We start from the raw sequence: 23,757 nt of genomic DNA, 5'->3' as shown, positions 1-23,757 counted from the left end.
GGCCAGGGGCGGGGCATACTCCTGCCATGAGTGCGTCGTCCGCGCGTGAGCGTCTGGGGGCCGCCGTGCGTCTACGCGCGGAGGTCGGCGCGGGCGCGCGGGCTTCGGAGGCGGGCCGGCTGCTGTTCGCATTGCGCGCCGCGGTCCCGCACGATCACGCGGCACTCTCCCGTTGGGACCCGATGCGGGGGCAGCACCTGACCTCGGCCAGCTTCGGCTATTCGCCGGAGGCGGCCCGGACACTGAACGAGCGGATGCAGGATCTGCCCCTGTTCGCCGATCTGCAGCAGCACCGGATCCCGCTGCGGCTGCACGACATCGAGCCCGGCCGCAGGCATGGGGCGATCTTCGACGATGTCATCGGGGTGCACGGCTACCGGGACGGGCTCAGTCATTGCCTGTTCTCCCCGGACGGTCGGTACGTGGGGATGCTGAACCTGAGCACCTACGCGGAGGGGGGCGTGGACGACCAGTCGCTCGCGCTGGTCTCCCTGCTCGCGGAGACGCTGGCGGAGTCGATCGATCCGCTGGCAAGCGCAGAGGGCGGGCGGGTACGCGTCGAGCCCGGCGAGGAGGCCTTCGTGGTGGACGCGGCAGGTCGGCCGTGGCCGGTCACCACGGGCGCCTCGCCGCGTCTGCTCGGCGCGGGGGAACCGTGGCGGGATCAGTGCGCGGCCGGCGCGGAGTTCCGGATCCTGATCGTCGACGGGGAGGTGTACCGGGTGCGCCTTGAGTCGGTCCGGGCGGGCACCCTGGTCCGGTACCGCGGCGTCGAGGCCCCCGCCGAGTTGACCCTGCGCGAGCTGGAGGTGTTGGTACTCGTCTCGGGCGGGCGATCGAATACCCAGATCGCCGCCGCCCTCGGCGTCGGCGCCGCCACCGTGGCGACCCACGTCGAGAACATCCTGCGAAAGACCGGCTCGCCGAATCGGACGGCGGCGGCCGTGTTCGCGACGAGGGTCGGGCTGAGCGCGGTGCCCGCGCGTCAGTAGTCGAGGTAGCCGCCCTCCGGGCCGAGCATCCGCTCGATCCGGCTCCGGTTGATCTTCGCGAGCTCGCCCAGCATGGTCTTGAGTTCGGTGTCGGGGGAGTTGCCCAGCCGATGGGTGAGGTCGTCGAGCAGGTCGGTGGCATCGCGACCGGCCGCGCACCAGAGGTAGACGTGCCCGAACTTCTCCTCGTAGTGGGTGGTGGCCTCCAGCACCGCGGACATGGTGGCCTCGTCGGGCGCCCAGACCGCGCACTGCTCCTGGCTCGAGGCCGTGGTCTGGGCCCGGCGACCGATCCCGGGGTGACACTCCAGCGCCCGGTCGATGTCCGCCTCGGACAGCTCGAACAGCTCGGAGTCCGCCGCGGTGAGCAGCTCGAGGTGCGATTTGTACGGTCTGCCCGCCGCGACATGCCGGGCCCAGGTAGCCGAGCAGCAGCACTCGAACAGCGCGTGGACCGCGCCCCGCTCGGACAGCGCATTGAACCTGTCGAGCCCGATCCCCTGATGCATCAACATGGCATCTCCGATCTCGCCCGGCTCCTGAAAGCCGATTCTGCGCTTCAGTCTGACCCGGGAAAAGACCCCGCGGGTGGAGTTTGCGCAGCCTTAACGTGCGCCGCCGGGGATTGTTACTCTTGAGTAATGACCGAGCAGACCTGGAATGCCTTCACCGTCGAGCGCAAGGACCGCGTCGCACAGGTGACCCTCATCGGGCCCGGCAAGGGCAACGCGCAGGGTCCCGACTTCTGGCGCGAGCTGCCGCTGATCTTCGCCGAGCTGGACGCCGACCCCGAGGTGCGGGCGGTGGTCCTCGCCGGAGCGGGCAAGCACTTCTCCTTCGGCCTCGACCTCGCGGCGATGGCCCCGATGATGGCGCCGGTCCTCGGCGACAAGGCGCAGGCCGCACCGCGGACCGCCTTCCACGAGGACATCAAGCAGATGCAGCGCTCGATCAACGCCGTGGCCGACTGCCGCAAGCCGGTCGTCGCGGCCATCCAGGGCTGGTGCATCGGTGGTGCCGTCGATCTCGTCACCGCGGCCGACATCCGATACGCGAGTGCGGACGCGAAGTTCAGCATTCGCGAGGTGAAGGTCGCGATCGTCGCGGACATGGGCACCCTCGCCCGGCTGCCCGCGATCATCGGCGACGGCCACCTGCGCGAACTCGCGCTCACCGGCAAGGACATCGACGCGGCGCGGGCTGAGAAGATCGGCCTGGTCAACGACGTGTTCGCCGATGCCGACGCCGTCCTGGCGGCCGCACACGCCACCGCCGCCGAGATCGCCGCGAACCCGCCGCTGGTGGTGCACGGCATCAAGGACGTGCTCGATCACCGCCGCTCGGCCGGCGTGGACGACAGCCTGCGGTACGTGGCGGCCTGGAATGCGGCATTCCTCGCCTCCGAGGACATCGGCGAGGCCATGGCCGCGGTGTTCCAGAAGCGCACCCCGGACTTCCAGGGTCGCTGACCTCCCTTCCCTCCTATGGCGGGGACCCTCGTCCGGCCGAACCGGACGGGGGTTCTCGTCATTTTGCCGCTTGCTCAACGGCGTGCCCCCGTCACATACTTGCGGCCGGAAACTAGTTGAGTGACGCAAGCATTGGGGCGCGGGATGCGAGACGAGATCGAGCCATACGCCGACGAGATCGGCAATTTCCTGGTTCGGCTGCAGCGGGTACGGGAGCGGACCATCGCCCACGCGAAGTCCACCGACGGGATCGACCCGGCGGCCTATGGCTGCCTGTTCCGCCTGCTCCAGGACGGCCCGATGCGGTCGGGTGCGCTCGCGGAATCGATGTACACCGACCCGTCGACCGTCAGTCGCCAGGTGGCGCAGCTCGTCGAACGCGGGCACGTGCAGCGTCAGGCCGACCCGACCGACGGCCGGGCCAGCGTGCTCGCCGTCACCGAGTCCGGACGGGCCGCAGCCGGCCGGATCCGCGCCCTGCGCAACGAGCGGCTCGGGATGATGCTCGGCGAGTGGTCCATCGAGGACCTGCAGGAGTTCGCGCGCCTGATGGACCGGTTCGTGACGGACTACGAGCGGATGCGCCCGCTGTTTTCACCAGAGCGGAGCCTGCCGAGCGACAGCGGCTCGGAGCGGGGTGTCCGATGACCAAATCACCCGAACGCACCGCCCCCGCCCCCGCACCCGCGGCCGGAGAGTTCAGCCACCGCGAGATCCTGGTCATCCTGAGCGGCCTGATGCTGGGCATGTTCCTGGCCTCGCTCGACCAGACCATCGTCTCGACGGCGATCCGGACGATCGCAGACGACCTGCAGGGTTACGCGCTGCAGGCCTGGGTGACCACGGCGTACCTGATCACCGCCACGCTCTCCACCCCGCTGTACGGCAAGTTGTCCGACATGTACGGCCGCAAGCCGTTTTTCATGGCCGCGATCGTCATCTTCGTGCTCGGCTCGCTGCTGTGCACCCTCGCCCAGTCGATGTACGCGCTGGCCGCGTTCCGCGCCTTCCAGGGCCTCGGCGCGGGCGGGCTGATGTCGCTGGCTCTCGCCATCCTCGGCGACATCGTCGGTCCGCGCGAACGCGCCAAGTACCAGGGCTACTTCCTCGCCGTCTTCGGCACGTCCAGCGTGCTGGGGCCGGTGCTCGGTGGCCTGCTGGCCGGCCAGGAGACCATCCTCGGAATCGACGGCTGGCGTTGGGTTTTCCTGGTCAACGTCCCGATCGGCGTGTTCGCGCTGGCAGTGGTCTCGAAGGTGCTGCACCTGCCGAAGGTCCGCCGTCCCGGGGTTCGGATCGACTGGTGGGGTGCGCTCGTCCTCGCGATCGGCATCGTCCCGCTGCTGGTGGTCGCCGAGCAGGGACGCGAATGGGGCTGGAGCAGTACCCTTTCGATCGCCTGCTATGTCATCGGTGTGCTCGGCGTGCTCGGGTTCATCTTCGTGGAACGGGGGATGCGCGACGCCGCACTGATCCCGCTGCGGATGTTCCACAACTCCACCTTCGCGATGGGCGTGGTCATCTCGATCGTCGTCGGGGCCGCGATGTTCGGTGGCATCACGTTGCTGCCGCAGTACCTGCAGGTGGTTCGCGGGTCGAGCCCCACATTGGCGGGCATGCAGATGCTGCCGATGGTGCTCGGACTCATGGCGGGCTCGATCATCTCGGGTCAGCGGATCTCCAAGACGGGGCACTACCGGGCCTACCCGCTGATCGGCGCCTCGCTGCTCACGCTCGGCATGTTCCTGCTGCACTTCGTGCACGCGGATTCGCCGCTGCCGCTGGTCATGGTCTTCATGGCGATCACCGGCTTCGGTCTGGGCAACCTGATGCAGCCGTTGACGTTGGCGATCCAGAACGCGCTGCCCCCGCAGGACATGGGGGTGTCCACGGCGGCCGCGACCTTCTTCCGCCAGATCGGTGGCACCCTCGGCGTCGCGGTGTTCCTGTCCATCCTGTTCACCCAGCTGACCCCGAATATCAGCGACGAGCTGCGCTCGGCCGCAAAGGATCCCGCCTTCCAGCAGGCTGTCGTGGACGGCCTGCACAGCGCGAACCCGGCCGATGTCGCGCTGTCGACCGGGCTGGCGAGCCAGGACGTCACCTCGGCCGGTCGGGTCCTCGAGGACAGTTCGATCATCCAGCAGCTCAGCCCGGCGCTGGCCCAGCCGTTCAAGGTCGGGTTCTCCGAGTCGATGTCGACGGTGTTCCTGTCGGTGACCGGTGTCGCGCTGGTCGGACTGGTGCTGGTCTTCTTCTGGAAGGAGGTCCCGCTGCGCACGGCAGGGGGACTGGCGGCCTCGGCGGCCGCACGCAAGGAAAACGGCGACGGCGAGGAATAGGCCGCGCGTGCATGAGTGGTCTCGCCCGGCTACCGGGCGAGACCACTCACGGCGTCGTTCAGACTCGGCGCATGACCGAGACGACCTTGCCCAGCACCACGGCCTCGTCGCCGTCGAGGACCTGGTAGGCAGGGTTACGCGGTTCGAGGTAGGTGTGCCCGTTCCGGCGCCGGTACACCTTGACGGTGGCCTCGCCGTCGATCATCGCGGCGACGATCTGGCCCGAATGTGCCTCGTGCTGTTGCCGAACCATCACGATGTCACCGTCGAGGATCGCGGCATCGACCATCGAATCGCCGCGCACGCGCAGGCCGAACACCGTGCCGGATCCGACCAGTTCGCGCGGCACGGTCAGCATGTCGTCGGCGTGCTGCTCGGCGAGGATCGGGGTGCCTGCCGCGATGTCGCCGACCACGGGCACCTGCACCGAGTCCTTCGCCGATTCCCGCGTCGCCGATCCCCGGAGGAACAGGCGCACGTCGATCGGCCGCGACACCGAGTCGCCGCGCCGCAGAAAGCCGTTCTCCTCCAGGCTCTTCAGATGCTTCGACACCGTTGACGGGGACCGCAGGCCCACCGCGTCCCCGATCTGCCGGGTGCTCGGCGAATACCCCTTCTCGACCACGAAGTCTCGGATGACAGCAAGAATCCGCTGCTGGCGGGGCGGCAGCGTCGAGGTGTCGAGGTGGTCGAGATCGTCGTATCCGTTCACCTCGGGAATCCTAGTGAAGGCCTACGACGAGAAAAGTGTGGGATCCCGCCCGGAAACCGGGCGGGATCCCACACTTTCGGTGATTCAGTGGTCCAGAGGAGCCTCAGCTCAGTGGCCGCCGTTGGCCTTCAGGCGCTCGACCGCCTCGGTGATGACCTTCTCGGCCTCCGCGCGGCCGACCCAGTCGGCGCCGGTGACGTGCTTGTTCGGCTCGAGATCCTTGTAGTGCACGAAGAAGTGCTTGATCGCGTCCAGCTCGAACTGCGAGACGTCGGCGAGGTCCTGGATGTGGTCCCAGCGAGGGTCGCCCGCGGGCACGCACAGCACCTTGTCGTCGCCGCCGGCCTCGTCGACCATCTTGAACATGCCGACGGGGCGGGCCTCGACGATCACGCCGGGGAAGACCGACTCGGGCAGCAGCACCATCGCGTCGAGCGGGTCGCCGTCCTCACCGAGGGTGTTCTCGATGTAGCCGTAGTCGGCGGGGTAGCCGAAGGAGGTGTAGAGGTAGCGGTCCAGCTTGACGCGGCCGGTCTCGTGATCGACCTCGTACTTGTTGCGCTGACCCTTGGGGATCTCGATGGTGACGTCGAACTCCACGCCTCTTCCTCGCTTTGTCTCGGTGGATGGTGCGGGGTCAGGGTAGCCGGTCCGGGATAATGTGGAGGTAATAGACGGACCTGCGGCGCAGCGACGGGCCGAAAAACAAACGGAGGGGTGTTGGCAAAGCTCGGATCCAAGGACCGGAAGCTGGGGTCCTTGGCGGCGCGACGGCGCAAGCGGGTCCGGCTCCTCCTGTCCACGGGGCTGGTCCTCGTCGTCGGCGCGGGCGCGGCGGTGTTCGCCGGCCAGCGATTCGACGGCGACTCATCAGCCGACGCGGCGACCACCACCATGCCGGAGCCGCCGCCGATCCTGCCCGACCCCAAGGTCGCGCCGGTGCCGGCGGACGCCCCGGTGCCGAATCCCGCCGCCCTCGCCGCCGCTCTCGGTGCCGCGTTGGCCGACCCAGGTCTCGGCAACTTCACCGGCGCCGTGTCCGACGCGGCGACCGGCACCGTGCTCTGGAGCCAACGTCCCGAGGTCCCGATGACCCCGGCGTCGACGACCAAGATCGCCACCGCAACGGCGGCGTTGCTCGCACTGCCCCCGGAGCATCGGGTGGCCACCAGGGTGGTGCAGGGCGCCGTGCCCGGCCAGATCGTGTTGATCGGCGGCGGCGATCCCACCCTCACCGCACAGCCGGCCGGCCAGCCCGGCTTCTACCCTGGCGCGCCGCGCGTGGAGGATCTGGCCGCCCAGATCCGGGGCGCTGGGGCACCGGTGGACAGCATCGTGGTGGACACCAGCGCGTTTGCCGGGCCGACCATGGCGCAGGGCTGGTTCCCCGCGGACATCGGAGCCGGCTACATCGCGCCCATCGAGTCGCTGATGCTCGACGGTGGGCGGCTCAACCCGATCGAGGACGAGTCGCCCCGCACCGCGACCGCGTCCCTGGACACGGGCCGCGCGCTGGCCGCCGCACTCGGCGTCGACCCCGCCAAGGTCACCCCCGGGATCGCGCCGCCGGGCGCGGCGCCGCTGGCTTCCGTCGAATCCGCCGCCCTGCGTGACCGACTCGGCCAGATGATGGGCCACTCGGACAACGTGCTCGCCGAGGCCATCGGCCGGGAGATCGCCATCGCGGTCGGGACCGAACCCTCGTTCGCGGGCGCGGTCACCGCTATCGGCCAGACCCTCGACTCCGCGGGCATCGACACCAACGGGATGACGCTGCACGACGCCAGCGGGCTCTCCGTGGACAACCGCATCCCGGCGCGGCTGCTGGACCAGGCGCTCACCGACGCCGCGGGCGACGCCGACCAGCGGCTGCGGCCGATGCTGGACTACCTGCCGGTGGCCGGGGCCACCGGGACGCTGTCCGACCGCTACGCCTCGGGCGATCGTCGCGGCGCCGGATGGGTCAGGGCCAAGACCGGGACGCTGTCCAATGCGAGCGCGCTCGTCGGCTACGTCACCGACGTCGACAACCGGGTGCTGACCTTCGCGCTGATGTCCAATGACCGGCCGCCGGAGGTCAGTCGCCCCGCCCTCGACGCGATCGCGTCGACCCTGCGATCCTGCGGGTGCCTGTGAGCCGCGAGGCGGCGAACTCTCCACGATCCGGCGGATTCGCCGGCGCCGTCGACTGGGACCTGGCTTCCCGAACCGGGGTGCGGCTGACCAAGCCCGGCCCGAGCACCACGAGGTACTCCGCGGAGGCGGCGGTCGCGGAGCTGTCCGCTGCCTCCATCCGCGCGGAGGGCCCGGTCCGGGACGTCACCGGCCTGGCCGACGGGCTGCCCGTCCCTGAGGCGCAGGTGGTGGACCGGGCCGGCTGGATCCGCGCCGCGGCCCGATCGATGGCCAACCTCACCGGGGACGACGCCGTCACCGACCGCGGCCTGCTCGGCGGTGTGCCCGCCGGGTTGCAGGCGGGCGCGATGCTCGCGTTCCTGTCCTCGGCGATCCTCGGCCAGTACGACCCCTTCACCGGCGAGCACGGCACGCTGCTGCTGGTGGCGCCCAACGTGGTCGGCGTCGAGCGGGCGTTGAAGGTGGTGCCGAGCGACTTCCGGATGTGGGTGTGCCTGCACGAGGTCACCCATCGGGTCCAGTTCTCCTCCTCGCCCTGGCTGGCCGGTTACATGCGGGACAACGTCGGGGCGATCGGCGAGGGCGGCGACGAGTCCGTCGCCGAGCTGCTCGGCCGGCTCACCACGGTGCTCCGCCAGCGCAGGGGCGACGATGCCGCGCCCGAGGACCGCGGGGTGCTCGGGCTGCTGCGCGCCACCCAGACGGAGTCGCAGCGGGCGGCCCTTGACCGGTTGCTGATGCTCGGCACGCTGCTGGAGGGGCACGCGGACCACGTGATGGACGCCGTCGGGCCCGCGGTCGTCCCGTCGGTGGTGGCGATCCGGCGGGCGTTCGACCGCCGCCGCGCCCGGCAGGTGAACCCGCTGCAACGGCTGGTCCGCGCGCTGCTCGGGATGGACGCCAAGATGGCCCAGTACGTGCGGGGCAAGGCCTTCGTCGACGCCGTCGTCGGCCGGGTCGGGATGGCCGAGTTCAATGCGATCTGGACCGGACCCGACACCCTGCCGCTGCTCGCCGAGATCGACGACCCCGAGAGCTGGATCGCCCGGGTCCTGGCATGAGCCGGCCGCCGTTGCCCGAGGGACCGGCGTTGCTGGAGGTGCGGCACGCCGTCCGGCGCTGGGTCGCCGCGCACGGCACCGGCACTGGTGTCGCGGTGGCCCTGTCCGGTGGGGCCGACTCGCTGGCGCTGACCGCCGCCGCGGTCGCCGAGGCCGGGCCTGCGCACGCCCTCGTGGTCGACCACCGGCTGCAGGAGGGCTCGGCCGCGGTGGCCGAGCAGGCCGCCGCCCGCGCCCTGGCACTCGGCTGCGCCTCGGCACGGGTGCTGACGGTGAGCGTCGACCGCGACGGCGGGCTGGAGGCCGCCGCCCGTCGCACCCGGTACGAGGCGCTCGGCGCAGCACGGGCCGACCGGCCGGTGCTGCTCGGGCACACCCTCGACGATCAGGCGGAGACGGTCCTGCTCGGGCTGGCCCGTGGCTCGGGACCGCGCTCGCTCGCCGGCATGCGCGACTTCGACGCGCCCTGGGGCCGGCCGTTGCTCACGGTGCGCCGCGGCGTCACGGCCAAGGCCTGCGAGGAGCTCGAGCTCGACCCGTACCGGGATCCGCACAACCTCAGTCCCGAGTTCACTCGGGTGCGGTTGCGCTCGGAGGCGCTGCCGCTGCTCGAACAGATCCTCGGCGGCGGCGTGGCGCAGGCGCTGGCCCGCACCGCCGACCAGCTGCGCGAGGACGGCGAGGTGCTCGATGCGATCGCGGTCCGGGTGCTCGCCGACGCCGGGTCGGGCGGGGTCGACACCGCGGACGCGGTTGGCGGGCTGGACGTGGCCGAGCTGGTCGACATCCACCCGGCGGTGCGGCGCAGGGCACTGCGTCTGTGGCTGCTCGGGAACGGCGCGAGGGACCTGACCGACCGGCAGCTGCGGGCCGCGGACGACCTGATCGGGCGGTGGCGCGGGCAGGGCGGCGTCGCGATCGGCGGGGGTCGTCCGGGAGCCAGGTTGGTGCTGTCGCGGCGGCATGGCAGGCTAACGCTCGGGCTGACAGCGATCGGCCCGGACCGGTGAATGAACAGTTCCGTCCATGACCAGGTCAGTCGAAATGAAGGGATTCGCGCCGTGTACGAAGGCGACATCGCATCGGTGTTGATTTCCGAGGATCAGATCCAGGACAAGATCGCCGAGTTGGCGGGGATCATCGCCGAGCGCTATCCGGTCGGCGCGCCGGAGGGCGACCTGCTGCTGGTCGGTGTCCTCAAGGGCGCGGTCTTCTTCATGACCGACCTGGCGAGGGCCCTGCCGATCCCGACCCAGATGGAGTTCATGGCCGTGAGCTCCTACGGCTCGTCGACCTCCTCGTCCGGTGTCGTCCGGATCCTCAAGGACCTGGACAAGGACATCGCCGGACGGCACGTGCTGATCGTCGAGGACATCATCGACTCCGGTCTCACGCTCTCCTGGCTGATGCGCAACCTGCGTACCCGCAACCCCGCCTCGCTCGAGGTGGTCACGCTGCTCCGCAAGCCGGACGCCATCAAGGTGGACGTGGAGGTCGCCAACGTCGGCTTCGACATCCCCGACGAGTTCGTCGTCGGCTACGGCCTCGACTACGCCGAGCGGTACCGCGACCTGCCGTACATCGGAACGCTCGAACCCACGGTCTACGGCGGCTGACGGGCCATACTCGTGGCATGTCCACGGATCTGACCGCCGCTGCCATTGCCGCGCAGGTGCGCTCCGGCGCGCTGACTCCCCGCGACGCCGTTCAGGCGGCCCTGGCCCGGATCGCCGAGCGGGATCCGGGGCTGGGCGCGTTCGTCACGGTCCGCGCCGAGCAAGCGCTGGCCGAGGCCGACGCGGTCGCAGAGCGCTCCGACCTCGCCGCGTTGCCGCTGGCAGGTGTCCCGATCGCGGTCAAGGACAACGTCCCGGTGGCGGGACATCCCCTTGGCAACGGCTCGAGGGCGAGTTCCCACGAGCCTTCGCCCGGGGATCATCCGGTGGTCGCGCGCCTGCGCGCGGCCGGGGCGGTCGTGGTCGGTCTCACCGCGGTGCCGGAGCTGTGCCTGTGGGGGACCACCGACACCCCGGACACCGTCACCAGGAACCCGTGGAACCCCGGCCGGACGACCGGCGGTTCCTCCGGTGGTTCGGCGGCCGCGGTCGCGGCCGGGATGGTGCCCGTGGCGCACGGGGCGGACGGGATGGGTTCGATCCGGATTCCCGCCGCCTGCTGCGGGTTGGTCGGCATCAAGCCCGGCCTCGGTGTGGTGCCCGCCGAACTGGGGGTCGACTCCTGGTTCGGGATGGCCGAGAACGGCCCGCTGGCGACGACGGTCGAGGACGCGGCGCTGATGCTGTCGGTGATGGCGGATCGCCCGGAGCTGGCGACCGTCGCCGATCCCGGTCCGCTGCGGATCGCGGTGGCAACCGGTTCGCCGCTCCCGCTGGTGCGGGTCGATCCGTACTGGCGGGCCGGCGCGGAGAGCGCGGCCGCGGTGCTGGGCGGGGCAGGCCACCACCTCGCGACGGCTCGGCTGCCCTATCCGGCGAACCCGCTGGTGATCTTGGCGCGCTGGATGGGGGGTGCCGCGACCGACGCGGCCGGGCTCGATCCGGCGCTGCTGCAGCCGCGGACCCGCAGGCACGTCGCCGTCGGACGCGTGCTGACCCGATTCGTCGACCCCGCGCAGGTGCGGAAGGTGGACGCCGCGTTGCGCCGGGTCTTCGCCGACTCCGACGTGGTGATCACCCCGACTCTGGCCCGGTCCCCGATCGAGGCGCTGCGCTGGAGCGAGAAGTCCTGGCTGTCCAACCTCGCGGCCAACATCCGCTATGCCCCGTTCCCGTCGCTGTGGAACCTGGTCGGCTGGCCCGCGGCGGGCGTGCCGGTGGGGATCCATCCGGAGTCGGGCACGCCGCTGGGCGTGCAGATCGCGGCGCCGCCCGGCGGGGAGGCACTGATCCTGTCGGTGGCGGCGCAGCTGGAGCGCCTGCGGCCGTGGGAGCGTACGGCGCCGAGCTGACCGTGCAGCGTCAGCCCACACCGAGGGCCGTCAGCAGCACCAGGACGACGGTGACGACTGCGAAGGTCCCGTGGCCGGCGACGGCGGCGACCGGGAAGTGTTTCTCCGGCACCCCGTTCGGGGCCGTGCCCGGCACCGAAGGCCCGCCGTTCCCCGCGCCAACCCCGGCGCCGCGGTAGACGGGAATCCAACGGATCAGCATCGCGAAACCGAGGAGCGCAACCGGGACCAGGAGCGCGAAGGCGGTCCACGCGAGCGCGTCCTCGTCGACGACGAGATACACGATCCACACGACCAACCCGATCACGGCAAGAAGGAAATGCCCGAAGATCACGGCGGGAGGGAAATGGCTGGTCCGCGGTTGCCGCACACCGCCTTTGGCGATCCAGGTCGCGAGTAGGTAGAAGCCGCCTGCGGCCGTCAGCAGCCAGGTCACGAGAGCTGCGATACCCATGTCATCTCCTAGGCAGTGGTGGACGGATCGGGTCTATGGGTGTCGGTCGTGTCGGGAACGGTGCTCGAATGCGTCGGCCTGGGTCGCTTCGTCCACGACCCGCACCCCATCGCGAAAGACAAGCCGGCCGCCGAGATAGCCCGCGGCGGCCAACCCGGCCAGCGACACCGCAGAGAGCAGGAGCTGGCCGATCTCCACGGCGTCCGGGGTTCCGTAGTCGGCGCCGCGCCACACGAAGTTCACCGCATACGAGGCGGTGACCGCGAGGTTCAGCGACATGTGCGTCACACCGGTTCGGAACGCCGGGGTCCCCGTGGGGATGGCCATCAGGTCGAGGAAGCCGATCGTCGCCGCGGCCAGCGCACCGAGCACGCCGATCGCGATGAGCCACAGTGACCCCTTGGTCAGGAAGCCCGGATCCCCGACGATTCGAGAGGCGACGTCGAACACGAGGCTGCTGACCCACGCGCCGATCGGCACCGTCACCAGGATCGGGTGGAACGGGTGCCCGTACGGGCCCGCGAGTACCGCGCTCACCGGGCGTTTTCCGTGTTCTGCTTGTTCAGACATGCATTCACCGACCCACTGGACCGCGGGTTCATCTATCAGCCTGTGCCTCGCACACCAGTCGGTCAAGACGCGAGGGAGTCTCGGCTACGACCTCACGGCCGCGCCGGTCATGTGGACCGGGTCGCCGGCTCGTGCGAGACGACCCGCTCCAGTGCGCGCAGGTCCTTCTCCAGCAGCCGGAACAGCCAGTACACGACGATGAAGGCGGCGATCGCCCCGACACACAGCACGCGGACGGCCACGATCACGGAGGTGATCTCGTCGGAGGACAGGAACGTCACCCCGGCCACCCCGACCAGCGGCACCGAGGCGGCCAGCGCCAGGTATCGGACGCTGCGCCTGCTGAGCCCGCGCAGCTTGCGGGCGTCGTCGCTGCTGGTGATCCCCTGCGGCAGCATCATCGGATAGATGCACCGCATCAGGTAGAAGGTCACCAGGAAGAACGGGTACGCGACCGCGATCGCCCCGCACACGATCAGCGAGCCGATGAAATGTACGTAGGTGCTCGTGGGGATCTCGCCCGCGACGACCCGCAGGGTGATCGGGTACGCGATTCCGGCCACAGCCCACATGCTGAAGATGACGAGCACCGCCCGGTCGGCCAGCAGCAGGGTGTCGGTCCGCGCCTTAGCCAGGGTCTGTTTGTCGTAGATGCGGCCCTTGCGCAGCCCGCGCGGCATCCGCATCGGATAGCGGCTCAGGTAGACCACCACCACGATGCCGATCGGGTACGCGATCATGTTGATCGCGGATTGGATCTGCTCGAACTTCTGCTGTGCTTCCAACGCCAGGTTGCTGATGATCAGCGATTTGTTGTGGTGGTAGTTGTAGACGCCCGCCAGCACGTTCGGCACCAGCATCGCCACCACGGTGATCGGGACCACCCAGCGTCGCAGTCGCATCCGCCAGCTCCGCGGATCGGGGTCGACGAGGTCCCTGGCCCGCGGGTCCAGGCACAGTTCGAACTGCTGGGCCAGCTCAGCGCCCGTCGACCACCGGCTGCTCGGGTCCGGTGCGAGGCAGGTCAGCAGCACCCGCTTCAGGGCGGCGGGGCAGTCGGACGGTAGCTGGGCCTGTGCGTCCGCGTCGACGCCGCGCTCGCGGACCGCCAGCATCCGTTCCAGCGACTTCTCCGACTGACCGCCCACCGCGGAGTCGTCGAAGGGACGTGTGCCCGTGAGCAACTCCCACAGCATCACCCCGAGCCCGAAGATGTCGCTGCGGGTGTCGAGGTCGCTCGCCGTGCCCGGCAGGCCCGGGTGGCAGGCCTCGAGCTGTTCGGGCGACATGTAGGCCAGGGACCCGCCGAAATAGGCGACCGGGCTCGTGCCCGCCACGGTGTCGCTGAAGCTGATGTTGAAGTCGGCGAGCTTCGGCACCCCGTCGGCGGTGAGCAGCACGTTCGCCGGTTTGATGTCGCGGTGCAGCACACCGTGTTTGCCCGCGTAGTCCAGTGCCTCCGCCAGTCGGCGGCCGAGCCAGGCGACGGTCTCCGGCCAGCTCAGGGACGCGATCTCGGGCCGGACGCTGGAGTCCGCCGGCCGGATCTCGCCCTTGGCCTCGAGCGCATCGTCGATCACGTCCAGCAGCAGCTGTCCGCTGCGGTCCTCGGGCGGTGTCGCCTGGACCCGCCGCAGCACCCCGAGCAGGGTGCCCCCGGGGACGTACTGCATGTAGAGCAGTTTCAACTTGTGTTCGTCGAGGACGCGCTGGTCGAAGACCCGGACGATGTAGTCGTGGTCGAGCTGGGCCAGTGTCTGCGGTTCGGTGCCGTGATCGTGGGACATCTTCACCGCGACCAGGCGTTGCATGGAGAGTTGGCGGGCGAGGAAGACCCGGGCGAACGCGCCCCGTCCCAGACCCATCAGCAGGTCGAAGTCGTCCACCCGCTGGCCGACGTCGATGTCGTCGAGTGCCGTCTCCGCGGCGGGCTTCGCGATCAGCGTGGACTTCTCGTCGCCGGGAATCGGCGATTGCTCGATCACTTGGGACTCCTCCGGAAAGTCCCGCGAGTAGTCGCTGGCCTCCACGGTGAGCCCGCTCTGGCGCCGCAGGCGGAACTCCTCATCGATCAGCTCGGGCGGCAACGGCTCGGACTTCAGTTCGGGGAACTCCTCGCGGTAGGCGGCCAGCCGCTTGGGCTTCTCGTAGTCGAGCCATCGGTACCGCAGGTCGACCCTGATCAGTTCGATCAACGAGTCGCGCCGCTGGTCCGCCCTCTCGGGGAGGTAGTCCGCGAGATTCGGGGGAGTGCCGGTCGTCTCCCACTGGGCCGTGAAACGGGCGACCGGTGACTGCGCCAGGACCGTCGAGTCCGGCGGCGATTGCGCCGTGACCGTCGAGTCCGGCGATGACTGCGCCGCGACCGTAGGGTCCGGTGCTGGTCGAATGGTCCGTTTCGTCACGAAAACCTCGGACTGTCTCGTGCGCCTGGGCGCTCGATGTCGTGAGGGAAGCCCCTCGTCAGGATAACGCCGCTCGGGTGGGAGTGCGGAGGCTCAATGCGGGACCGGGTTCGCCCGACACGACTCGCTCGAGGGCGTGCAGGTCCTGCTCGAGCTGCCGGAACATCCAGTAGGCCCCGACGAACGCGACGATCGCGCCCAGGCAGAGCACCCGGATCGGCACGACGACCGACCCCAGCTCGTCGGCGGGCAGGAATGTCGCCCCGGCGATCGCCACCAATGGGATGGACGCGGCGACGGCCAGGTAGCGGGTACTGCGCCGCTCCAGTCCCCGCAGCAGCCCGGCGTCGATGCCGCTGATGATGCCCGGCGGCAGCAGCACCGGGTACACACAGCGCACGACGTAGAAGGTCACCAGGAAGAACGGGTATGCCACGGCGATGGCGCCGCACACCACGGTCGAGGCGAGGAAGTGCAGGTACGCCCCCAGCTGGATCGTCCCGCCCGCGACGTGCAGCAGGATCAGGTTGACGGCGGTCGCGACCCACCACGCCGCGAAGAAGAGGACCACCACCCGGTCTCCGAGCAGCAGGGTGTCGGTCCGCGCCCGGCCGAGGGTCCTGGCGTCGAAGGCGCGGCCGCGCGCCAGCGCCCGCGACACCAGGACGGGGCGCCGGCACAGGGAGGCGAGCAGCACCGCCATCAGCGGGAAGGTGATCACGGTGATGACCAGCTGGATCTGCCCGAAATGCTCCTGCGCCGCGAGGGACAGCTTGCTGACGATCAGCGCGCGGTTGTGGGTGTAGTTGTAGAAGCCGGCCAACGCGTTGGGCAGCAGGATCCCGGCCACGATGATCGGTACCGCCCACGGGCGCAGCCGCAGCCGCCAGCTGCCGGGCGGCGGATCGACGAGGTCGCGGGCTTGCGGATCCAGGCACAGCTCGAACTGCTGGGCCAGATCCGCGCCCGTCGGCCAGCGGTCTCGCGGGTCGGGTTCGAGGCAGGTCAGCAGTACGCGGCGCAGGGTCGCCGGGCAGTCGGGCGGCAGCTCGGCCTCGATCTCCTGGCCGATCCGGTGTCTGCGCAGATCCAGCATGGTGCCGAGCGAGGCGTCCGACTCGTCGGCGTCGATCGCGTCGCGGAACGGACGTTTGCCGGTCAGCAGCTCCCACAGCATCACGCCGAGGGCAAAGATGTCGCTGCGGGTGTCGAGATCGGCGGCGGTCCCTGGCCTGCTTGGGTGCCGCGCAGCCAGTTGCTCCGGCGACATGTAGGCCAGCGAGCCGCCGAAATACGCGACCGGGCTCATGCCGTCGAGGCGATTGCTGAAGCTGATGTTGAAATCCGTGAGTTTGGGGACCCCCTCCGCGGTGAGCAGCACGTTCGCTGGCTTGATGTCGCGGTGGATCACGCCGTGCCTGCTCGCGTGGTCGAGCGCCTCGGCGAGGCGCCTGCCCAGCCAGGCGATCGTCTCCGGCCAGGACAGGGCGGCGATCTCGGCCCGCACGCTGGAGTCGGTTGGCCTGATCTCGCCCTTGGCCTCGAGCTCGCTGTCGATCGCGTCCAGCAGTACCTGGCCACCCCGTGGCTCCTGCGGGGCTTTCCGGATCCGGCGCAACACGGCGAGCAGGGTGCCGCCGGGGACGTACTGCATGTAGAGCAGTTTCACCCCGAGCCCCTCGAGTTGGCGCTGGTCGAAGACCCGGACGATGTAATCGTGGTCGAGCTGGGCCATCGTCTGCGGTTCGGTGCCGTGGTCTCGCGAGATCTTCACCGCGACCAGACGGTGCATCGAGCGTTGCCGGGCGAGGAACACCCGGGCGAACGCTCCGCGGCCGAGCCTCATGAGCAGGTCGAAGTCGTCGATGCGTTGTCCCACGTCGACGTCGATGTCGCCGACCGCCTCGCTCGGACCGAGCGACGATGAGCGTTCGTCGTCGATCCGCTCGGGGGACAGGATGCGCGGGTAGGAATCACCCGTCGAGTCCGCCGCGACCGTCGCCTCGGGCGTCGACCGAACGGTCGGGTCCATCAGCGACTGACCGCCTTCTTGTAGCGATGGATCGCGAACGGCACGAACACCACGAGAATCCCGACGATCCAGGCGAGGGAGGCCACCACCGGGTTCTGCAGGGGCCACACGTCCGGTACCACGAGCGCGGGATTGGTGTTGCCGAAAAGTTCGCGGACCGCCTGTGTCACCGCCGAGACGGGGTTCCACTCGGCGATGACCTTGAGCACCGGGGGCAGATTCGTGGTGGGGACGAAGGTGTTCGCGATGAACGACAGCGGGAAGATCACCATGAAGCTGGCGTTGCTGTAGACCTCCGGAGTGCGGATCCACAGCCCTACCACCGCCATCACCCAGGACAGGGCGTAGGCGAACAGCAGCAGCAACACATAGGCGGCCGCGGCCTCGAGCAGAGAGGTGTGGATCCGCCAGCCCACCGCCAGCCCGGCCAGCGACATCACGACCAGGCTCACGACGTTGATCAGCACGTCACTGGTGGTGCGCCCGACGAGCACCGCCGACTGGGCCATCGGCAGCGACCGGAACCGGTCGATGAACCCCTTCTGGATGTCCTCGGCGAGCCCGAGTCCGGTCCAGGTGGCGCCGAAGATGACCGACTGGGTGAAGATGCCCGCGATCAGGAACTCCTTGTACGACATCCCCGGCACCTCGATGGAACTGCCGAAGACGTACGCGAACAGCAACACGAACATGATCGGTGACAGCGTGGTGAAGATCAGCAGGTCCGGCACCCGCCTGATCTTGATGACGTTGCGCTTGGCGATCGTCGCCCCGTCGCGGACCGCCATCTCCAGCCCGTTCACGACGCACGCTCCCGATGCCGACCCTCGCTGCTCTGGTTGCCGACATCGGCCTCGTCGGCTCCGTTCCCGGCCGATTCGGCCTGGTGGCCGGTCAGCGCGAGGAACACGTCGTCGAGGGTTGGTCTGCGCAGGGCGACGTCGGTCACCGTGACGTTCCGCCCCGCCAGACTGCCGAGGGCGGCGACGAGGGCGCTGGAACCGTCGGCCACCGGAACGGTGATCCGGCGTGCGTGCTGGTCCACCTGGATTTCACCGTCGGCAAGCGGGATCAGTGCCGCCCGCGCGTCGTCGAGGCTGGCGCCCGGGTCGAGGGCGAGCTCGATGCGCTCCCCGCCGACCTGGTCCTTGAGCTCGTCCGAGGTGCCTCGCGCGATCACCTTGCCGTGGTCGACCACGGCGATGGAGTCGGCGAGCCGGTCCGCCTCGTCCATGTACTGGCTGGTGAGCAGGAGCGTGGTGCCGCCCGAGACGAGTTCGTCGATGACGTCCCAGAGGCCGAGTCGCGCCCTTGGGTCGAGCCCGGTCGTCGGCTCGTCGAGGAACAGCACCGGTGGGTTCGCGACCAGCGCACCGGCCAGGTCGAGACGGCGGCGCATGCCGCCGGAATACCCCTTGACCGGGCGGTCGGCGGCGTCCACGAGGTCGAACTGCTCGAGTAGCTCGCGCGCCCGGTCCCTGCTGAACTTGGTGCCGAGGTGGTACAGGCGCCCGACCATCTCCAGGTTCTCGAAGCCGGTCAGGTACTCGTCCACCGCCGCGTACTGGCCGGACGCACCGATCCGGGAGCGCAGGTCCTTCGCGTCCGCGACCACGTCCAGTCCGTCGACGGTGGCGTGTCCCTCGTCGGGTTCGAGCAGCGTCGTGAAGACGCGCACCGCCGTCGTCTTCCCGGCACCGTTCGGGCCGAGGAGCGCGAGGACGGTGGCCTCGGGTACCGCGAGGTCGAGCCCGTCGAGGGCGACCACCTTGCCGTACCGCTTGACCAGTCCCTCGGCCACGATTGCATCAGCCATGCCTACCTCCGCGTGACGTGGATGGTTGGGGCTTGCCCTGCAACGATCGCACTCCGGTCCCGCCGCAGCAACCGTTTTCGCTTGACACCAGGGTGTTCGCGGCCCGCTGCGGGGTGGTCGATCCCAACCCCTGGGTGCCTGGCGACGGGTGCCGTGAGGCCGGAGGATCGAGTGACCAACCAGGTGAGGCGGTTATTGCATATGTCCAACCCTTCGGTGGAGGCCCTGTCCACCGGCACCCAACTCGAATTCACCGCTGCCGCGATCGCGGCTCGGGTGCGCTCGGGTGCGCTGTCGCCGATCGACGCGGTCGAGGACGCGTTGAGGCGGATCTCCGAACGTGATCCCGAGCTGGACTCGTTCGTGATCGTGCGGGGCGAGCAGGCCCGCGCCGAGGCCGAGGCCCTGGCCGAGCGGCCGGACCTGTCGGCGCTGCCCTTGGCGGGCGTGCCCATCGCGATCAAGGACAACATCCCGATCCTGGGGCACCCGCTGGGGAACGGATCCGCGACCACCGTTGCGGAGGCCTCGACAGAGAACCATCCCGTGCTCGATCGGTTGCGTCGGGCGGGCGCGGTTCCGGTGGCAATGACCAGGCTGTCCGAACTGTGTGTGTGGCCGTCGACCGATTCGCACGACTCGATCGTCAAGAACCCGTGGAATCACGAGCTGACGGCGGGTGGGTCATCCGGCGGCGCGGGCGCCTCGGTGGCCGCGGGGATGGTGCCGGTGGCACACGGATCGGACTGTCTCGGCTCGATCCGGATCCCGGCCGCCGCCTGCGGGTTGGTCGGCATCAAACCCGGCAGCGGCCTGGTGCCCCGTGAGTTGGGCGAGAACTGGTTCGGGATGGCGGAGAACGGTCCGCTGACGACGACGGTCGAGGACTCCGCGTTGCTGTTGTCGGTGATGGCGGACCGTCCCGAGCTGGCGGAGCTCGCCGATCCGGGGCGGCTGCGCGTCGCGGTGGCGGCAGGCTCGCCGAGTCCGTTGACGCCGGTGGACCGGCACTGGCGGGGCGGGGCAGAGCGCACCGCACAGGTGCTCGGCGGTGCCGGGCACACGGTCACGGCAGCGAGACTGCCGTACCCGAGGAACCCGATTCCGTTGGTGTCGCGCTGGACCGCGGGCACTGCCGCCTATGCGGAGGGCCTCGACCACACGTTGCTGCAGGCGCGCACCAGGACGCACATCGCGGTCGGGCACGCCATGCGCAGGCTCGTCCGGCCCCGGCAGGTGGACAGGATGGAGGCCGCGATGCGTGCGTTCTTCGCGGATTTCGACGTGGTGCTGACCCCGACGCTGGCCAGGCCGCCGATGGAGGCGCACGGCTGGAGCGATCGGTCCTGGCCGTCGAACGTCATGGCGGCAGTGCGTTTCGCGCCGTTCACCCCGGTGTGGAACCTGGTCGGCTGGCCGGCCGTGACCGTGCCGGTGGGAATGCACCCCGAGTCCGGAACCCCGCTGGGTGTGCAGATCGCGGCGCCGCCGGGCGGGGAGGCGCGGATCCTGGCGCTGGCCGCGCAGTTGCAGGCGCTGCAGCCATGGCCGCGGATCGCGGTGATGTGACGGCCGCGGGTCGTGGTGTGTGAGAGCCGAGGGTCAGAACGGCCAGGCGGGCAGCTCGGGGAGCCCGGCGCGCGTCGGCCTACCGACCAGCCAGGCCAGCAGCTCGGCCCGCGGCAGGTCCGGCGGCACGACCTCGGGCGCCGCCTCGGCGAGTTCGGGTAGATCCCGCGTCAGGATCTCCTCGACGAACGCGCCGGGCCAGTCCGGGGCGGTGTATCCGGTGCCGAGGTCGACGTGATGGATCTCGAGCTCGCACCAGCGGAGCAGCGGGATGCCGCGCGCCGCGGTGGGCTTGCGCCAGGACACCGGGGTGTCGAGCTGGTCGGGCCCGATCTTCCGCAGTGATTCGATCACCCGTCGCCCGGCGAAGCGCAGGTCGGCGTCCAGCAGCTCGACGGGGCGGTCCGCGCCCTCCTCGATCGCGGCGCCGCGCGCCTCCCGCCCGCCCGGGTACATCTCGGGCCGGGTCCCGGACAACACGCCGACGGCCAGCCGGTTCAGCGCGTCGCCGTTGCGGGCGAGGTGCGTGACGACGTGACCGCGGCTCCAGCCGGGAAGCAGCGAGTCGCCCCTGGCCTGCTCGTCCGACAGGTCGGCCACCGAGGATTCCAGTCGCGCCTGCGAGCGCTCGATCTCCGCCAGGACCTCGGGATACGGCAGCGTCATGGCCGCAGCCTATCGACATCCGGATCAGGCCGCCCGCGGTGGCGGGGCTCACGGAACCATCCGCTGTGCCCGCGCGTTCTACTTGGCAGAAGCCGCTGCGACAGCTGCTCCGCGCCGATGCCCGCGCTAACGGACACTGCTCGCGGCGGTCGCGGTAACCTTGAACCTCCGGTGAGCAGCCGGAACCCGGCGCACTGTGCTCGACCGGAACTGGAAAGGACTGGCCTGCAGAGGCTGAACCTGTATGAATCGCAAGACTGTGTTTCGCAACCTGGCGATTGTCGCCGGCATCCTGCTGATCATTTACGCGTTCAGCTATTTCGGTAACGACACCCGCGGGTACAAGAACGTCGACACCTCGGTGGCCATCGCCCAACTCGACGCGAAGAACGTCACCGATGCGCAGATCGACGACCGCGAGCAACAGCTCCGCCTCACGCTCAAGCAGGGCAACGACGCGACCGACAACTCGAACCAGATCCTCGCGAAGTACCCGAGCGCGGCCTCCGAGCAGATCTTCACCGCCGTCCAGAACGCGGGCGTGGAGAAGTACAACACCAAGGTGAGCCAGGAGAGCTGGCTGACCTCGATCCTGCTGTTCGTGCTGCCGATGGTGATCCTGCTCGGCCTGTTCGTCTTCGTGATGGGGCGGATGCAGGGCGGTGGCCGTGGCGGCGTTATGGGCTTCGGGAAGTCGAAGGCCAAGCAGCTCACCAAGGACATGCCCAAGACCACATTCGCGGATGTGGCAGGCGCCGATGAGGCCGTCGAAGAGCTGTACGAGATCAAGGACTTCCTGCAGAATCCGGCCCGCTACCAGGCGCTCGGCGCGAAGATCCCGAAGGGCGTCCTGCTCTACGGCCCGCCAGGAACCGGTAAGACGCTGCTCGCGAGGGCCGTCGCAGGCGAGGCCGGGGTGCCGTTCTTCACCATCTCCGGCTCGGACTTCGTCGAGATGTTCGTCGGTGTCGGCGCCTCCCGGGTGCGCGACCTGTTCGAACAGGCCAAGCAGAACAGCCCCTGCATCATCTTCGTCGACGAGATCGACGCGGTCGGCCGTCAGCGTGGTGCCGGCCTCGGCGGCGGACACGATGAGCGCGAGCAGACCCTCAACCAGCTGCTGGTCGAGATGGACGGCTTCGGCGACCGCACCGGCATCATCCTGATCGCCGCGACCAACCGTCCCGACATCCTCGACCCGGCGCTGCTGCGTCCGGGCCGGTTCGACCGGCAGATCCCGGTGAGCAACCCGGACCTGGCGGGCCGCCGGGCGATCCTCAAGGTGCATTCGCAGGGGAAGCCGCTCGATCAGCACGCGGACCTCGAGGGCCTGGCCAAGCGGACCGTCGGCATGTCGGGCGCGGATCTGGCGAATGTCATCAACGAGGCCGCGCTCCTGACCGCCCGCGAGAACGGCGCCCTGATCACGGAGGCGGCGCTCGAGGAGTCGGTCGACCGCGTCATCGGCGGCCCGCGCCGCAAGAGCCGGATCATCAGCGAGCACGAGAAGAAGATCACCGCGTACCACGAGGGCGGGCACACCCTGGCCGCCTGGGCGATGCCGGACATCGAGCCGATCTACAAGGTCACCATCCTGGCCCGCGGTCGCACCGGCGGACACGCCATGACGGTGCCCGAGGACGACAAGGGCCTGATGACCCGCTCGGAGATGATCGCCCGGCTGGTGATGGCGATGGGCGGCCGCGCCGCCGAGGAGCTCGTTTTCCACGAGCCGACCACCGGTGCCTCGTCCGATATCGACCAGGCCACCAAGATTGCCCGCGCGATGGTCACCGAATACGGCATGAGCGCCAAGCTGGGTGCGGTCCGCTACGGGCAGGAGCAGGGCGATCCGTTCCTCGGTCGGTCGATGGGGGTGAGCTCCGAGTACTCACACGAGGTCGCAAGGGAGATCGACGAGGAGGTGCGCAACCTCATCGAGGCCGCGCACACCGAGGCGTGGGCGATCCTCAACGAGCACCGCGACCTGCTGGACGTGGTGGCCACCGAGCTGCTCGAGCGCGAGACCCTCACCCGCAAGGATCTGGAGCAGATCTTCTCGAGTGTGGAGAAGCGACCCCGGATCACCGCGTTCAACGACTTCGGTGGTCGGACGCCGTCCGACAAGCCGCCGGTGAAGACGCCGCGTGAGCTGGCGATCGAGCGCGGCGAGCCGTTGCCCGACGACTCGGTGCGGCAGCCGACCTTCAGCAAGCCCCGCGAGACGGTTCCGCCAACCGCTCCGGTCCCGGGTCCGCAGAACGGCTACCCGATGCCGGCTCCGAATGGCGGCGGCTACCAGCCGTACCCGGACCCGCGACAGCAGCAGCCTCAGCACGGCACCATGCCGGACTACGGCGCGCCTGCCGGTTGGTCGGCGCCCGGTTGGCCGCCACGGGATGCGGGCGAGCACCAGCAGCAGCCGCAGCAGCACGCCCAGAACCCGCAGAACCCGTACGGCGGGTATCCGCAGTGGAGTCCGCCGCAGAAGCCCGAAGACGAGGGCGGGCCGGCAACCGAGCGCTGGGAAGGGCCGAACGGCCAGCAGTAGTCCGGCGGTAACTA

At 69.8% G+C, this 23,757-nt stretch carries 21 protein-coding genes; 11 read left to right on the top strand and 10 right to left on the bottom strand.

Annotated features, from left to right (window positions below):
* Positions 1 to 26: 26 nt before the first annotated feature.
* Complete coding sequence (locus FCG67_RS17070; protein ID WP_136910897.1) at positions 27 to 992, top strand: helix-turn-helix transcriptional regulator; 966 nt, start codon at positions 27 to 29, stop codon at positions 990 to 992.
* Here FCG67_RS17070 and uraD read toward each other — a convergent pair.
* Entirely contained in the window at positions 986 to 1,507 is a 522-nt protein-coding gene (uraD, locus tag FCG67_RS17065; protein WP_136910896.1) for a 2-oxo-4-hydroxy-4-carboxy-5-ureidoimidazoline decarboxylase, read from the bottom strand. The two genes, FCG67_RS17070 and uraD, sit on opposite strands and share 7 nt — an antisense overlap.
* A gap of 126 nt (positions 1,508 to 1,633) precedes the next feature.
* Between uraD and FCG67_RS17060 the strand changes: the two genes are divergently transcribed.
* From FCG67_RS17060 to FCG67_RS17050, 3 genes are all read left to right on the top strand, one after another.
* A complete protein-coding gene (locus tag FCG67_RS17060) occupies positions 1,634 to 2,461 on the top strand; it encodes a crotonase/enoyl-CoA hydratase family protein (RefSeq protein WP_077043006.1) in 828 nt (275 codons plus the stop codon).
* Positions 2,462 to 2,581: 120 nt separating this feature from the next.
* A complete protein-coding gene (locus FCG67_RS17055; protein ID WP_246045119.1) occupies positions 2,582 to 3,109 on the top strand; it encodes a MarR family winged helix-turn-helix transcriptional regulator in 528 nt (175 codons plus the stop codon).
* Positions 3,106 to 4,803: an MDR family MFS transporter gene (locus FCG67_RS17050; protein WP_136910895.1), complete on the top strand. Its 1,698-nt coding sequence runs from the start codon at positions 3,106 to 3,108 to the stop codon at positions 4,801 to 4,803. Before FCG67_RS17055 ends, FCG67_RS17050 begins: the two co-directional genes overlap by 4 nt.
* 58 nt (positions 4,804 to 4,861) lie before the next feature.
* Here FCG67_RS17050 and lexA read toward each other — a convergent pair whose 3' ends face one another.
* Entirely contained in the window at positions 4,862 to 5,515 is a 654-nt protein-coding gene (lexA, locus tag FCG67_RS17045; protein ID WP_136910894.1) for a transcriptional repressor LexA, read from the bottom strand.
* 108 nt (positions 5,516 to 5,623) lie between these two features.
* Entirely contained in the window at positions 5,624 to 6,115 is a 492-nt protein-coding gene (locus tag FCG67_RS17040) for an inorganic diphosphatase (RefSeq protein ID WP_031939457.1), read from the bottom strand.
* 117 nt (positions 6,116 to 6,232) lie between these two features.
* On the opposite strand from FCG67_RS17040, the gene dacB reads away from it, so the two are divergent.
* Genes dacB through FCG67_RS17015 form a run of 5 tightly spaced genes read left to right on the top strand, consistent with a single transcriptional unit; the run spans position 6,233 to position 11,680 of the window.
* The gene (dacB, locus tag FCG67_RS17035) at positions 6,233 to 7,651 is read left to right on the top strand and encodes a D-alanyl-D-alanine carboxypeptidase/D-alanyl-D-alanine endopeptidase (protein ID WP_136910893.1); all 1,419 of its coding nucleotides are present in this window, start codon (positions 6,233 to 6,235) and stop codon (positions 7,649 to 7,651) included.
* The gene (locus FCG67_RS17030; protein ID WP_425467854.1) at positions 7,636 to 8,712 is read left to right on the top strand and encodes a zinc-dependent metalloprotease; all 1,077 of its coding nucleotides are present in this window, start codon (positions 7,636 to 7,638) and stop codon (positions 8,710 to 8,712) included. The genes dacB and FCG67_RS17030 overlap by 16 nt, the downstream gene beginning before the upstream one ends.
* The gene (gene tilS / locus FCG67_RS17025) at positions 8,709 to 9,722 is read left to right on the top strand and encodes a tRNA lysidine(34) synthetase TilS (RefSeq protein ID WP_136910892.1); all 1,014 of its coding nucleotides are present in this window, start codon (positions 8,709 to 8,711) and stop codon (positions 9,720 to 9,722) included. Before FCG67_RS17030 ends, tilS begins: the two co-directional genes overlap by 4 nt.
* A 51-nt stretch (positions 9,723 to 9,773) precedes the next feature.
* Positions 9,774 to 10,328: a hypoxanthine phosphoribosyltransferase gene (hpt, locus tag FCG67_RS17020; RefSeq protein WP_136910891.1), complete on the top strand. Its 555-nt coding sequence runs from the start codon at positions 9,774 to 9,776 to the stop codon at positions 10,326 to 10,328.
* Positions 10,329 to 10,345: 17 nt separating this feature from the next.
* The gene (locus tag FCG67_RS17015) at positions 10,346 to 11,680 is read left to right on the top strand and encodes an amidase (protein ID WP_136910890.1); all 1,335 of its coding nucleotides are present in this window, start codon (positions 10,346 to 10,348) and stop codon (positions 11,678 to 11,680) included.
* 10 nt (positions 11,681 to 11,690) lie between these two features.
* Here the strand turns inward: FCG67_RS17015 and FCG67_RS17010 are convergent, their stop codons facing one another.
* The 6 genes from FCG67_RS17010 to FCG67_RS16985 all read right to left on the bottom strand — a co-directional run bounded on the left by FCG67_RS17010 (position 11,691) and on the right by FCG67_RS16985 (position 18,957).
* Entirely contained in the window at positions 11,691 to 12,134 is a 444-nt protein-coding gene (locus FCG67_RS17010) for a hypothetical protein (protein WP_136910889.1), read from the bottom strand.
* Positions 12,135 to 12,167: 33 nt separating this feature from the next.
* Complete coding sequence (locus tag FCG67_RS17005; RefSeq protein ID WP_136910888.1) at positions 12,168 to 12,704, bottom strand: DUF2231 domain-containing protein; 537 nt, start codon at positions 12,702 to 12,704, stop codon at positions 12,168 to 12,170.
* Between the two features lie 107 nt (positions 12,705 to 12,811).
* Positions 12,812 to 15,109 carry a serine/threonine-protein kinase gene (locus FCG67_RS17000; protein ID WP_211243242.1) on the bottom strand — a complete coding sequence of 766 codons (2,298 nt, stop codon included), beginning with the start codon at positions 15,107 to 15,109 and terminating at the stop codon, positions 12,812 to 12,814.
* A 58-nt stretch (positions 15,110 to 15,167) separates the two neighbouring features.
* Entirely contained in the window at positions 15,168 to 17,141 is a 1,974-nt protein-coding gene (locus tag FCG67_RS16995; RefSeq protein ID WP_136910887.1) for a serine/threonine-protein kinase, read from the bottom strand.
* On the bottom strand, positions 17,141 to 17,929 hold the full coding sequence (locus FCG67_RS16990; protein ID WP_083742991.1) for an ABC transporter permease: 789 nt from the start codon (positions 17,927 to 17,929) through the stop codon (positions 17,141 to 17,143). Before FCG67_RS16990 ends, FCG67_RS16995 begins: the two co-directional genes overlap by 1 nt.
* 11 nt (positions 17,930 to 17,940) lie before the next feature.
* Complete coding sequence (locus tag FCG67_RS16985) at positions 17,941 to 18,957, bottom strand: ATP-binding cassette domain-containing protein (RefSeq protein WP_136910886.1); 1,017 nt, start codon at positions 18,955 to 18,957, stop codon at positions 17,941 to 17,943.
* Positions 18,958 to 19,158: 201 nt separating this feature from the next.
* Between FCG67_RS16985 and FCG67_RS16980 the strand changes: the two genes are divergently transcribed.
* Complete coding sequence (locus FCG67_RS16980) at positions 19,159 to 20,526, top strand: amidase (RefSeq protein ID WP_136910885.1); 1,368 nt, start codon at positions 19,159 to 19,161, stop codon at positions 20,524 to 20,526.
* A 33-nt stretch (positions 20,527 to 20,559) separates the two neighbouring features.
* On the opposite strand, the gene FCG67_RS16975 is transcribed toward FCG67_RS16980, so the two are convergent.
* Positions 20,560 to 21,192, bottom strand: coding sequence for a maleylpyruvate isomerase family mycothiol-dependent enzyme (locus FCG67_RS16975; protein ID WP_136910884.1), 633 nt, complete (start codon positions 21,190 to 21,192; stop codon positions 20,560 to 20,562).
* Positions 21,193 to 21,436: 244 nt separating this feature from the next.
* On the opposite strand from FCG67_RS16975, the gene ftsH reads away from it, so the two are divergent.
* Entirely contained in the window at positions 21,437 to 23,743 is a 2,307-nt protein-coding gene (gene ftsH / locus FCG67_RS16970; RefSeq protein ID WP_136910883.1) for an ATP-dependent zinc metalloprotease FtsH, read from the top strand.
* Positions 23,744 to 23,757 lie beyond the last annotated feature (14 nt).

It is taken from the genome of Rhodococcus oryzae, from assembly GCF_005049235.1.
Lineage (GTDB): Bacteria > Actinomycetota > Actinomycetes > Mycobacteriales > Mycobacteriaceae > Rhodococcus_G > Rhodococcus_G oryzae.
The sequence above is the reverse complement of the archived record's forward strand: the minus strand, read 5'-3'. Positions and strand labels throughout refer to the sequence as shown.